Source organism: Aestuariibaculum marinum (genome assembly GCF_014596975.1).
In the GTDB taxonomy this organism is placed as follows: Bacteria; Bacteroidota; Bacteroidia; order Flavobacteriales; family Flavobacteriaceae; genus Aestuariibaculum; species Aestuariibaculum marinum.
Map to the genome: position 1 here is coordinate 368,138 of NZ_JACVXD010000001.1, position 11,977 is coordinate 380,114.

15 protein-coding genes are annotated in these 11,977 nt (G+C 34.2%); all 15 read left to right on the top strand.

Annotated elements, in window-relative coordinates; all coding sequences use genetic code 11:
* The first annotated feature begins 28 nt into the window (after positions 1 to 28).
* A complete protein-coding gene (locus ICJ85_RS01660; protein ID WP_188222027.1) occupies positions 29 to 838 on the top strand; it encodes a DUF6090 family protein in 810 nt (269 codons plus the stop codon).
* A gap of 18 nt (positions 839 to 856) precedes the next feature.
* Complete coding sequence (locus ICJ85_RS01665) at positions 857 to 1,411, top strand: SRPBCC family protein (protein WP_188222028.1); 555 nt, start codon at positions 857 to 859, stop codon at positions 1,409 to 1,411.
* 221 nt (positions 1,412 to 1,632) lie between these two features.
* Positions 1,633 to 2,004, top strand: coding sequence for a hypothetical protein (locus tag ICJ85_RS01670; RefSeq protein WP_188222029.1), 372 nt, complete (start codon positions 1,633 to 1,635; stop codon positions 2,002 to 2,004).
* Positions 2,005 to 2,218: 214 nt separating this feature from the next.
* The gene (gene nhaA / locus ICJ85_RS01675) at positions 2,219 to 3,523 is read left to right on the top strand and encodes a Na+/H+ antiporter NhaA (RefSeq protein WP_188222030.1); all 1,305 of its coding nucleotides are present in this window, start codon (positions 2,219 to 2,221) and stop codon (positions 3,521 to 3,523) included.
* 68 nt (positions 3,524 to 3,591) lie between these two features.
* The gene (locus ICJ85_RS01680; RefSeq protein ID WP_188222031.1) at positions 3,592 to 4,101 is read left to right on the top strand and encodes a TlpA family protein disulfide reductase; all 510 of its coding nucleotides are present in this window, start codon (positions 3,592 to 3,594) and stop codon (positions 4,099 to 4,101) included.
* 224 nt (positions 4,102 to 4,325) lie between these two features.
* Complete coding sequence (gene ahr / locus ICJ85_RS01685) at positions 4,326 to 5,330, top strand: NADPH-dependent aldehyde reductase Ahr (RefSeq protein ID WP_188222032.1); 1,005 nt, start codon at positions 4,326 to 4,328, stop codon at positions 5,328 to 5,330.
* 28 nt (positions 5,331 to 5,358) lie between these two features.
* Positions 5,359 to 5,784: a hypothetical protein gene (locus ICJ85_RS01690; RefSeq protein WP_188222033.1), complete on the top strand. Its 426-nt coding sequence runs from the start codon at positions 5,359 to 5,361 to the stop codon at positions 5,782 to 5,784.
* A gap of 15 nt (positions 5,785 to 5,799) precedes the next feature.
* Positions 5,800 to 6,033: a hypothetical protein gene (locus ICJ85_RS01695; RefSeq protein ID WP_188222034.1), complete on the top strand. Its 234-nt coding sequence runs from the start codon at positions 5,800 to 5,802 to the stop codon at positions 6,031 to 6,033.
* A gap of 181 nt (positions 6,034 to 6,214) precedes the next feature.
* Positions 6,215 to 6,913, top strand: a complete 699-nt coding sequence (locus tag ICJ85_RS01700) for an SIMPL domain-containing protein (RefSeq protein ID WP_188222035.1) — start codon at positions 6,215 to 6,217, stop codon at positions 6,911 to 6,913.
* Positions 6,914 to 6,947: 34 nt separating this feature from the next.
* The gene (gene hemG, locus ICJ85_RS01705; RefSeq protein ID WP_188222036.1) at positions 6,948 to 7,478 is read left to right on the top strand and encodes a menaquinone-dependent protoporphyrinogen IX dehydrogenase; all 531 of its coding nucleotides are present in this window, start codon (positions 6,948 to 6,950) and stop codon (positions 7,476 to 7,478) included.
* 182 nt (positions 7,479 to 7,660) lie between these two features.
* A complete protein-coding gene (locus ICJ85_RS01710) occupies positions 7,661 to 9,475 on the top strand; it encodes a vWA domain-containing protein (protein WP_241739470.1) in 1,815 nt (604 codons plus the stop codon).
* Positions 9,476 to 9,833: 358 nt separating this feature from the next.
* Positions 9,834 to 10,355, top strand: coding sequence for a GNAT family N-acetyltransferase (locus ICJ85_RS01715; RefSeq protein WP_188222037.1), 522 nt, complete (start codon positions 9,834 to 9,836; stop codon positions 10,353 to 10,355).
* 35 nt (positions 10,356 to 10,390) lie between these two features.
* Positions 10,391 to 10,867, top strand: a complete 477-nt coding sequence (locus ICJ85_RS01720) for a GNAT family N-acetyltransferase (protein WP_188222038.1) — start codon at positions 10,391 to 10,393, stop codon at positions 10,865 to 10,867.
* A gap of 37 nt (positions 10,868 to 10,904) precedes the next feature.
* Positions 10,905 to 11,465, top strand: coding sequence for a GNAT family N-acetyltransferase (locus tag ICJ85_RS01725; protein ID WP_188222039.1), 561 nt, complete (start codon positions 10,905 to 10,907; stop codon positions 11,463 to 11,465).
* 147 nt (positions 11,466 to 11,612) lie between these two features.
* Complete coding sequence (locus ICJ85_RS01730; protein WP_188222040.1) at positions 11,613 to 11,954, top strand: sulfatase-like hydrolase/transferase; 342 nt, start codon at positions 11,613 to 11,615, stop codon at positions 11,952 to 11,954.
* Positions 11,955 to 11,977 lie beyond the last annotated feature (23 nt).

The window sequence follows — 11,977 nt, forward strand, 5'->3', positions numbered from 1 at the left end:
TTACTAGTTTTAAATAAACTACCAACCAATGATAAAATTCTTTAGAAAAATCAGGCAAAAACTGCTCGCTGAACATAAATTCAGTAAATATTTGACATATGCTTTTGGAGAAATTATCCTTGTAGTTATTGGAATTTTAATTGCGCTTCAAATTAATAATTGGAACAACGAAAAAAATAGAAAAAATGCTGAGAAAGTTATTATTGAACAACTCGTAGAAGATCTTAAAAAATCACAAATAGAACTTAAGGAAATCAAAGACTCATGTGAAGAACGAGCTAAAGCAAGTGCCATCGTGTGTCATGCCTTCTTTAAAAACGATACGCCAAATGACAGCATTTATAAATACATGCGCATACCTCTGGGTAACGCAGTATTTAGTCCTACACTAGGAACTGCGCGGTCAATCATTAATTCTGGTAATGTAACATTAATAAAATCTAATGATTTAAAAATTAAAATCACCAGATATGTAGAAATGGTTGAATACAAATTAAAAGACATAAACCGTTATGAAGAAACCTATTTTAGAAATGGACAGATTTTATTAAAAGAAGTGGTACAATTTACAAATTTAGTACCTAAAGAAACTTTATTTCATCAAATAACAGGTGATAATCCCTCTGTTTCAGACACTTTAAAAACTGACGAATTAAGAGCTATACCATACGTAATAGAGAAAATACCATTTGAAATAGATTTGAAGGAAATATTTCAAAATTATAAGGTGTTTTCAGCTTATAATTCTCTACTAGTAGCCCATAGAAATAGTGCTTATAGATATAATGATATATTGGAAATCACAAAGGTACTATTGGATGCACTTGAAAAAACATAAAAACGAAAATATATTCTAATGAAAAAAACACTAATCTTTTTCCTTTCAATCTTTTTGTCCTCAATCTCATTCGGACAGGAGAAAAGAGTTGTATCGAAAATTGATTCGACAAAAACACCAGAATTAGTTTTAATTCAAGAACTAACTATAAAAGCGCCTATCGATTCGGTGTGGAACGCATATACTACTAAAAAAGGTTGGGAAAGTTGGGCTGTGCCTCTTGCCGAAGTTGAGCTAAAGGTTGGCGGATATATCAAAACGAATTACAATGAGCAAGGACAAATAGGAGACAGCACCACAATTGTTACTCACATCATAAATTACGTACCGAAAAGACTTCTAACATTACAAGCAGAAATAACCGATAATTTTCCTGAATTTATGAGAAGTGACGCCAAGGATTTCTTCAATGTTATTTATTTTGATGAGTTAGAAAATGGAGACACTAATATAAAGTCTTTTGGAATTGGATATAAAAACAATCCTAAATATCTTTCGTTAATGAATTATTTCATACCTGCCAATGAAAAGACCTTAATGAACTTAATCGCTTACCTCGAAAAAAAGGAATGACAACAACAACAATGAGTAAGTATCTATAACCTTAACGGAAGATTAGACTAACTTTCGATTACGCTCAGGGCTAGTTGAATCCACTCGGGATTAGCTCCTCGGAACCTAAAGGTTTGCCAACGACAATTCTAAACTGAAAAATAAAGTAGACTAAACCCATAACGGATGGTTATTCATATTGCAATTATCATGTGTTTATAGAATATTCAATTAAAAAAATAATGAAAAGAAATAGTGAGGTTTATAGTCTCAATAAAGGTTATAGCTCTTTTATTTATAAAAGTGAAACGGGGCTAATGTATAGTTTTCCTGTTTCATCAGGTTTTATTGATTTGAGTTTTGAATTTGCTATTACAGAACATGATTTGAATGTATTAAAATCAAACAACTATAAATTTAAGGTGTTATATTATGTTGTATTTTATGAAGCTCAATCTACCTTTGGAATGAGACATACAACTCCACGAAAGTATACTGCTAAAGAATTTGAGATAGCTAAAAACAAAGTATTATATCAATACGAACCTGAGTTAAAGTTGTATGTTAAAGAATTTTCGAAACGGAGGAATTTAGGAGAAGATTATTTTCAATAATTCTGTAAACTTATATTTCCTCAAAAAAAGGATAATAACAATGTATAGTGATTACTCCTCCGTATTTTCATTCGGAAAATCCTCGCAAATTTGTTATATTAGTTAATAATCCAGAAATCCTGACGGGTAGTCATAAAACCAACCTTATTAGGGGTTAGAGAATATACTGATAATTAATGCATTATAATATATTTCAAAATAAAAAACGTCCTCAATGAGACTAGATCCAATAGATAAGTATTTATTAATTCCCATAAACCGGTTTATTAGCAATTCTACAACCAGTGGCATTTTATTATTTGCATCAGCTATACTAGCTTTAATACTAGCAAATTCCCCTCTTAAAGAGGCTTACCATCATTTTTGGGAACATACCTTCACTATAGGTTTTAGTGATTTTAAAGTGTCTAAATCCTTGCATCACTGGATTAATGATGGGTTGATGTCGATATTCTTTTTTGTAGTGGGATTAGAGTTGAAGCGAGAGATCATGGCTGGCGAACTTTCAAAGCCCAAAGATGCTATGCTTCCTATTTTTTCAGCAATAGGTGGTATGGTGGTGCCTGCATTTCTATATTTATTATGGAATTCAACAGGTGAAGCATCTAATGGATGGGGGATTCCCATGGCTACAGATATTGCTTTTGCATTGGGCATACTTTACTTGTTAGGTGATAGAGTACCTATATCTCTCAAGATATTCCTAACGGCTTTGGCTATTGTTGACGATTTGGGTGCAGTAATGGTTATTGCCTTTTTCTACACTTCTGATATTTCTACAATTAGCCTATTAATTGGTGGTGGTTTTTTTGCTGTGCTTTTATTAGCCAATATTTTAGGCGTCAGAAGTACTATATTTTATGGGGTTGTTGGCATTGGCGGCTTATGGATGGCGTTTTTGCTCTCTGGAATTCATGCTACCATTGCGGGGGTAATTGCAGCGCTTACAATTCCTGGTAATGTAAAAATTGGAGACACTTTATTTGTAAAAAAAATGAATGACCTTACGAATGAATTTGAACGAAGTGCCCCTAACAATGTTTCTTTAATTACAGCAGACCAGCTTCATATTTTAGCAAAAATAAGAAGTTACTGCAAAGGGGCTATGACACCGCTGCAACGTCTTGAACATCGTATGCACCCATTGGTGGGGTATGTGGTCATGCCAATATTTGCTCTTGCTAATGCTGGTATAACGTTTTCTGGTAGCTTTTTTGATAATTTGAGTAGCAATGTTAGCCTGGGTGTCATTTTTGGGTTGGCGTTTGGTAAATTTATTGGAGTTGTCGGTTTTTCTAAAATCCTAGTAAAACTGAAACTGGCAACACTTCCGGAAGGTGTTAATTGGAAACAAATTTACGGAACAGCGATGCTGGCAGGTATTGGTTTTACCATGTCGTTGTTTATAACAGACCTGGCGTTTGCGGATGCTGCTTATATTCTACAAGCTAAAATAGGGATTTTTATAGCTTCCCTTTTGTGTGGTATTGCTGGGTATTTAACCTTGCGAAAAGCCTGAATATAAAATCTGATTAACAACTTTAATAGGTAATAAAAGCTAATACTATGAATGCCATAACTTTTCGTTTGACTGTATTTTTTGCGATTGCTACATTGTCATTATCCATTTACGGACAAAATGTTGAAGGGTCTAATATTGTGCACAAAGGCGAGCAAGTTCCAGACTTTAGCTTAAATGATGAAAACGGGCAGTCATTCTCTATCGCCGACCAAAAAGGAAGTATCGTTCTTATTAATTTTTTCGCCACCTGGTGTGGTCCATGTGTTGCAGAAATGCCCTTACTACAGGATAAGGTTTGGTTGAAATATAAAGACCATACGAATTTTAAATTTATAGCCATTGGCAGAGGACATAACCAAAGTGAAGTGATTGCATTTAAAAATAAATACAAGCTTGGGTTCCCTGTATATGGCGATCAGGATAAGTCTGTTTACAGCAAATTTGCAACTGGTTATATTCCCCGAAATTATATTATAGATGCTGAAGGAACCATTGTTTATGCTTCGGTTGGTTTTACCAAAGAAGAATTTAAAAAAATGACTAAGACCCTGAATCATTTAATAATATCTAATTAATATTCAATACCTTATACCAACTACATAAATTTAAATCGATTCGGGTAAACTTTCTAAGCTTCAGGAAAACCTTTTGGGTTATAAATACAACAAACCAACACAAATAAATCAATTCTTTAAGGTGTTTTAAGTAAGAGAATTTGTAAATTTAAAGAGACGACACCAAAATGAGGCCTTAAGCTTCAGTTTGGTGGCTTTTATTCAATTAATAAATAACAAAACCCATGAAAGTAAACGGATATGCTGCGACAGCAGAAAAATCGAAACTAACACCTTATACATACGAATTGGGACCTTTAGGTGCAGAAGATGTTGATATTAAAGTATCTTATTGTGGAATTTGTCATTCCGATTTAAGTATGATTAATAATGAATGGGGCATGTCTCAATATCCTTTTGTTCCCGGTCATGAAATTATTGGTGAAGTTCTAGCAATTGGTGATGCCGTGAAAAACCTAAAAGTTGGAGATCAAGTAGGATTAGGATGGATGTCATCGTCTTGTATGAGCTGCGAACAATGCATGGATGGATCACATCATTTATGCGGAAGTAGTGAGGCCACTATTGTGGGAAGAAATGGTGGTTTTGCCGATAAGGTTCGCGGACATTGGTCATGGGTAATTCCCCTTCCCGAAGGCATCGATATGAGTAAGGCTGGGCCATTATTATGTGGAGGTATTACGGTTTTTAATCCGATAATTCTTGCGGGCGTAAAACCTATAGATAAAGTTGGTGTAATAGGTATTGGCGGTCTTGGACATATGGCCATTAAGTTTTTAAAACACTGGGGGTGTGAAGTCGTTGCATTTAGCTCGAATCCAAACAAAAAACAGGATATTTTAAATATGGGCGCTAATAAAGTAATTAATTCAAGAGCACCAGAAGAGCTGGAAAGCATCGCTGGTCAACTTAATTTTATATTAAATACCACCAATGTGTCTCTTGATTGGAATTCTTATTTAATGACCCTTGCACCTAAAGGGCGTTTTCATACGGTTGGAGCTGTACTAGAGCCTATGGCTATTCCGGCATTTAGTTTAATTATGGGAGAAAAATCGGTAGGAGGAAGTCCTATTGGGAGCCCTGCACTAACTAAAACCATGCTTGATTTTTGTGTGCGTCATGAAATCTATCCACAAGTAGAAGAGTTTTCTATGAGTGATGTTAATGAGGCTATCGCACATTTAGAAGAAGGAAAAGCCCGCTATAGAATTGTCTTGAAAAATTAGTTTAACCCAGTGTATTTAATAGGTAATAATGGAACGACTACTCAAAATACTTATGTGTATTTCTTATTTATGCATCATACTGCCGGGCGAACATATTGCGATGCCAATAGGCATGTCTTTAATTTTTAGTTTTATGGCTGGTGATATATTGGGTGTCATGCTGTCCATACTAATTGTAGTAACTCTAATTATGATTCTGTTTACCGCTATAAAATCATTACAAAGGCAACGCCTGATAATCACTTTAGGAGGTGTATTTCTTTTACTTCCTTTAGGTGGTTATTTGTCGTATTTGTATAGTGATAACACTTATAAGTTTGTAGATGAAACTGTATTTTTTGTTACACTTTCTATATTTTTAGTGCTATATGCTGTAACCTTAGCGTATCTTGGTAGGAAGGAAAAAACCTCGTTGAAAGAAACTAACGGTTGCACAAACCATTGTACTCAATAAATCAAAATATTTAATATGACTAATGAGAACGTTCTGATTTGTAGCGATGTAAATGCGCGTGATGGAATCGGAATTGAAATCTATCAAAATGATGAACTGATTATGGAAATATTTCGTGATGATTCAACTAAAAGTAGGACTATACGACTTTTTAAAGAACATATTTCACTGGAATTAATGGAAAAATATATTCGATACTTTAAGAGGGAAATACCTTGGGATTTTGAAGACCATGATTGTGTTAAATAAAATATTTCATACAAAACTATAGAACCAGAATTAAGGCAGATTAAAAACCCTCAGAGCTAGCTGAATCCACTCGGAATTGCTAACTTTAACACGACATTAAAAACATCTAAATCAAATTATATTTCCAGAATTCGTTACGCAACCAAATTCCGTTTAATGCATCTATTAATAAAAACCTACAATGAAACACTTAATAATCCTAATTCTTTTAGCTGTACCTACATTAGCTTTAGCACAAAAAAACTTTATAGATCAACCTTATGTTGAGACCAATGCCAAAGTAGACACGCTGGTGGTTCCTGATAAAATATATATGTCTATACTTTTAAATGAAGCCGATAGCAAAAACAAAACGTCTGTTGAAGAGCAGGAAAAAACACTGGAAAAGACACTAAAGCAACTAAATATCGACACCGAAAAAGACTTGTCCTTACAAGAGTTCTCAAGTGATTTTAAAAATTACTTTTTAAAAGGGCAGAATGTCGTAAAATCTAAAATGTATGCGTTAGTGGTAGGCGATGCTGTGACCGCCGGAAAAGTATTAGCCGAATTAGAATATGTAGATATTTCGAATGTGAGTATAGATCGTACAGAGTACTCTAAATCTGAAGAATTATTATTAGAATTAAAATCTCGCGCCGTAAAGAAATCGCTTGTAACAGCTAAAACCATGGCTAAACCTTTAAACCAGAGTATTGGTAAGGCACTTTATATTTCAGATGGTTATTCCATTACTAATGCCTTGCAAGGGAAAGCTGCAGGTATTCAAATACGAGGGATGGCCAGCAGATATGAAGCTGAAGTTGCCGATCCTATTAATACCGAATTTCAGAAGGTGAAGTTTGAAGTTTCAGTTAACATAAAATATGCCCTCGAATAACTGGTGTCATTCATAATTATTTAAAATTTATAGCATGAATACCTTACTGATGTTATATGCTTCTGTAGACGGACAAACATTAAAAATATGCAACAGCATTGCTGACAATTTAAAAGAAAGGGGCATTAATGTAGAAGTGTTTGAAATTTCAAAGTTTAAAGGGAATTTACTAAACTATTCATCATTAATCATAGGAGCTAGTATTAGGTATGGCAAGCACCATAAGACTGTTTCAAATTTTATAGATAAACATATTGATACCCTGAAAAAGATGAAAACGGCATTTTTTTCGGTAAATCTGGTGGCCAGAAAAATAGACAAAAGCACCTTTGATACCAATCCTTATGTGATTAAGTTTTTTGAAAAGCAAGCTTGGAGACCAGACATTGTAGATGTGTTTGCAGGGAAGTTAGATTATCAATCCTATTCCTTCTTAGACAGCCTAATGATTAAACTCATCATGAAAATGACCAAAGGCCCGACAAAAACAGAAAAACCTCTGGAGTTTACAGACTGGAATAGAGTAGAGGCGTTTACTGAAAACATACACCTTGAGTTTCAATAAAGCAGTTTAGTTATTTAACTCCAAATAATTACTTCTTTTCTTACTTGTTTTTAGGTTATTGACTACATTTTAATTAATTTAAATGGCGTTATTTTAAACTAATAGGTTAGTTTGGAATAATTTATGATACAACTTATTTAATCTTAAAATAATACGTTTCATTAATCTTAAAACATACAGCTATGCAACTAAACAAAATCAGCATTACAATTATGTTCTTTGTAATTCTATTAGCTCAAACGGTAATAGGTCAAAAAATTACAGGCACAGTTTACGACGACACTAAAACACCACTTCCGGGAGCTAATGTTTATGTTAAAGGCACATCTAAAGGCACTACAACAGATTTTGACGGTAAATACGAGATTGAAATCGATGCAAAACATCAGGTGTTAGTATTTTCTTTTATAGGATATAAAACCAAAGAAGTAAAAGTAAAGGGTAAAACCATTGTTAATGTCACCCTGGAACAAGATTCAGCTACTTTAGATGAAGTTGTGGTAGTAGGCATGGCAGAGTCCAGGATGATGAAGAGAGAGCATGTTGTAGGGTATTCTATTGCGCGAATACCACAAAACACAGAAAGTTATGCTGCAATTAAGGAGAATGATTTTAAAGATGTTATTAAAAACCCGTTGTCTACATTTTCTGTAGATGTAGATAAGGCATCCTACAGCAACGTACGTCGTTATATAAATAACGGGGGCTTACCTCCGGCAGATGCTGTTCGGATTGAAGAAATGATAAATTATTTCAATTACGATTATAAAGCGCCTAAAGACGATGCCCCTTTTAGTATCAACACAGAATTGTCGGCTTGCCCATGGAATAAAGATAATTTGTTATTACATGTCGGGTTACAAGGCAAAAAGATACCTATGGATGATTTGCCGCCGTCTAACATCGTCTTTCTTTTGGATGTATCAGGTTCTATGAATAGTCCGAATAAGTTACCCTTATTAAAATCTTCATTAAAACTCCTTTTAGAAAGCCTAAGACCAAAGGATCGCGTCGCTATTGTAGTATATGCAGGTAGTTCGGGGTTAGTGTTACCGTCGACCAGTTGTAAGGATAAGAAAACCATTATCGAGGCTTTAGAAGGCCTAAGTGCAGGCGGATCTACAGCAGGTGGCGAAGGTTTAAAATTAGCCTATAAAATAGCTAATGAAAATTTCATAAAAAAGGGCAACAACCGTATTGTTATGGCTACAGACGGCGATTTTAATGTAGGGTTAAGTAGTAATTCTGAAATGGAGCGCTTAATAACCGAAGAACGTGAAAAAGGAATAGCTATTTCGGTTTTAGGTTTTGGGATGGGGAATTATAAGGATGATAAAATGGAAATTATAGCCGATAAAGGTAACGGTAATTATGCGTATATCGATAATTTATTAGAAGCCCGAAAAGTATTGGTGAGTGAATTTGGAGGGACCATGTATACCATTGCAAAAGATGTGAAATTTCAATTGGAGTTTAACCCGGTGCATGTTTCAAAATACAGATTGGTAGGCTATGAAAATCGTTTACTGAATGAAGAAGATTTTGAAGATGATACCAAAGATGCCGGAGAGATAGGTGCGGGACATACAGTTACAGCCTTATATGAAATTATTCCTTCTAAAAACAATAGCGATAAGGAGAATCGTCTAAGATACCAGACATCAGAATTGACAAGTCAGGCTTTAGAAAGCAACGATTTAATCACGCTTAAATTACGTTATAAAAAACCTGAAAAAAATAAGAGTTTGCTTATTGAGCAATCTGTACAAAACAAGCCTGTAGCATTTACCGAGACCAGTGATAATTATAGGTTCTCCGCATCAGTAGCAGAATTCGGTATGTTGTTACGAGACTCTAAATATTTAGGGACCGCCACATGGAAATCGGCTTATATGCTGGCAAAAGATGCGAAAGGTAGTGATGAGGAAGGCTATCGAGGTGAGATGATACGACTTATAAAAAGCGCCGAACTTTTAAGCAGTAATAAACAGGAATAGGACATATTTTTTTGTTTTCACTTACAAATATTTATATTGCTTGGTGTAAAATAATCTATATGAACTTTAGCTTTAATAATTCATCTTTTAAACCGATTTTATTTCTATTAATTGGAAGAAACTATCGTATCGTATTAAATTAAGTAAGTTCTAAAGATCCTTCATAAAATTTACAGGTGCGCAAATTATACATATTCTTATTTCTTACTACGGCTGTTTTAGGTGCTCAGGATTCCCAGCTTGATATCTTGAATTGATGCAGGATGAATTTAATGCAGAGCAGTTAGAAAAAGGCAGTCATGTGCAACTTATTTTTTCTAAATAATTTATCTTTATTTAAACATGTAAAACTTAAGCCATGAGCTTGTACAAAACCTTTGAAACCGAGCGACTTATTTTAAAGCCAACAACTACAGAAGATGCTGCCTTTGTTTTAGAGCTATTAAACACTCCTAAATGGTTAAAATATATTGGAGATAGAAAAGTACATACGTTAAGCGAAGCCAAATTATATATAGAAACTAAGATGCTTCCTCAGTTAAAAAGACTTGGTTTTGCAAATTATACAGTAATTAGAAAAACCAATCAAGAAAAAATAGGTAGCTGTGGTTTATACGACAGAGAAGGGGTTGAAGGCGTAGATATAGGATTTGCTTTTCTTCCACAGTACGAGAAACAAGGTTATGCTTTTGAAGCTGCTGGAAAAGTGAAAAATATGGCTTTTAATAATTTTGGCTTAACCGAAATTTATGCCATAACAACAAAGGAAAATAGTTCGTCACAAAAGTTACTTGAAAAATTAGGCTTAAAGTTCAAGAAAGTCACCAATATTCCAGGTGATGACGAAGATTTATTGCTATATAAACTTAAAAACAAATAAGGATAGAAGCCTTAATTAAATTTGAATATGTTAAAATGATCATTAGACAACTAAAAATATCAGACAATTCTATTTTGGCAAGTATAGTAAAGAATACTTTTACCGAACATGATGCTCCAAAATGTGGCACCGTTTTTTCTGATCCCACCACCGATGATTTATTTACATTGTTTAAACATAAAAACTCAATGTTATGGGTAGCTGAAGATCAAGGAGAAGTATTAGGTTGTTGCGGAATATACCCAACAGAGGGCTTGCCGGAAGGCTATGCAGAACTGGTGAAGTTTTACCTATCGCCATCAGCCAGAGGAAAGGGTGTTGGCACTAAACTTATGCAGCAAAATATTGAATCCGCCAAAGCATTAGGGTTTCATCATATTTACCTTGAAAGTTTACCACATTTTGCAACAGCCGTTAGAATGTATAAAAGATTTGACTTTCAACCCTTAGATAAACCATTAGGTCAATCCGGGCATACGTCTTGTAATATATGGATGGTGAAGGCGATCTAATTAAGTTAAAAAACACTAACAACCAACTAAATAGACAATGAATACAGATTATCTTTTTACCTCCCGAAGGTTAGGATTTCGAAATTGGCAAACAAATGATATAAAGGAATTTACAGCAATGAACGCCGATGCAGACGTTATGAAACATTTCCCTAAAACTTTATCTAAAGAGGAAACCAAAGAGTTTGTCGAGCGATTACAAGTCCATTTTGAAACGCATGGTTACAATTATTTTGCTGTCGATATTCTGGAAACAGGAGAATTTATAGGTTTCATTGGTTTAGCCTTTCAAACGTATGCTTCAAGCTTTACACCAGCTGTAGATATAGGTTGGCGTTTAAAAAAGCGAGCATGGGGAAGAGGCTACGCTACGGAAGGAGCGAAACGATGTCTTCAACTGGCATTTGCAGATTTAAATCTAAACCATGTTATAGCCACATGTACCAAACAAAATGAGAATTCTGAACGCGTAATGAAGAAAATAGGAATGAAAAAAGTTTCAGAATTTAATCATCCTAAACTTAAAGGCTATCCAGAATATGAAGTTTGCTTGTGTTATAAAATAACAAAATCCGATTGGACTAAAGCGAACGAATAGGGTTAAAATTATCGGAATAAAGGAAAACAAAATACGGTTTAAAGATCAAATGTTGTTAAAGGCTTTAAGTTTGTTGTCTATCGAAAATTCGTTTAAAATATCAACACATATAGTATTTTGTAAATCAATTTACGGAATAGATAATTTATGAGAACATTTAAAATTCTAAATATTCTATTAGCGTTTGTAGCCTTGGTTAGCTGCTCGAAAGAAAAGGTAAATGCTTCACCAAATATTGTCATTATTTATGCTGATGATATGGGCTACGGCGATTTACATATTCAAAATCCGAATTCAAAAATTCCAACCCCTAATTTGGATAATTTGGCAAAAGAAGGTTTGCGTTTTGCTGATACTCATAGCTCATCAGGAATATGTTCTCCCAGTCGTTATGCGCTTCTTACAGGAAAACACCACTGGCGAAGCAATCATTTTGGTGTGGTTCAGGCTTTTTACTTTCAAACTATCGCGAACAAGGATACTCCGTAAATAAAGCAACAAACTAACAACTA

Coding starts and splice junctions, on each gene's coding strand:
- ICJ85_RS01700 (WP_188222035.1), top strand. CDS start 6,215: ATGAAACACTTAATAATCCTAATTCTTTTAGCTGTACCTACATTAGCT.
- ICJ85_RS01720 (WP_188222038.1), top strand. CDS start 10,391: ATGATCATTAGACAACTAAAAATATCAGACAATTCTATTTTGGCAAGT.
- ICJ85_RS01695 (WP_188222034.1), top strand. CDS start 5,800: ATGACTAATGAGAACGTTCTGATTTGTAGCGATGTAAATGCGCGTGAT.
- ICJ85_RS01725 (WP_188222039.1), top strand. CDS start 10,905: ATGAATACAGATTATCTTTTTACCTCCCGAAGGTTAGGATTTCGAAAT.
- nhaA (WP_188222030.1), top strand. CDS start 2,219: ATGAGACTAGATCCAATAGATAAGTATTTATTAATTCCCATAAACCGG.
- ICJ85_RS01660 (WP_188222027.1), top strand. CDS start 29: ATGATAAAATTCTTTAGAAAAATCAGGCAAAAACTGCTCGCTGAACAT.
- ICJ85_RS01710 (WP_241739470.1), top strand. CDS start 7,661: ATGCAACTAAACAAAATCAGCATTACAATTATGTTCTTTGTAATTCTA.
- ICJ85_RS01730 (WP_188222040.1), top strand. CDS start 11,613: ATGAGAACATTTAAAATTCTAAATATTCTATTAGCGTTTGTAGCCTTG.
- ICJ85_RS01665 (WP_188222028.1), top strand. CDS start 857: ATGAAAAAAACACTAATCTTTTTCCTTTCAATCTTTTTGTCCTCAATC.
- hemG (WP_188222036.1), top strand. CDS start 6,948: ATGAATACCTTACTGATGTTATATGCTTCTGTAGACGGACAAACATTA.
- ICJ85_RS01715 (WP_188222037.1), top strand. CDS start 9,834: ATGAGCTTGTACAAAACCTTTGAAACCGAGCGACTTATTTTAAAGCCA.
- ICJ85_RS01690 (WP_188222033.1), top strand. CDS start 5,359: ATGGAACGACTACTCAAAATACTTATGTGTATTTCTTATTTATGCATC.
- ICJ85_RS01670 (WP_188222029.1), top strand. CDS start 1,633: ATGAAAAGAAATAGTGAGGTTTATAGTCTCAATAAAGGTTATAGCTCT.
- ahr (WP_188222032.1), top strand. CDS start 4,326: ATGAAAGTAAACGGATATGCTGCGACAGCAGAAAAATCGAAACTAACA.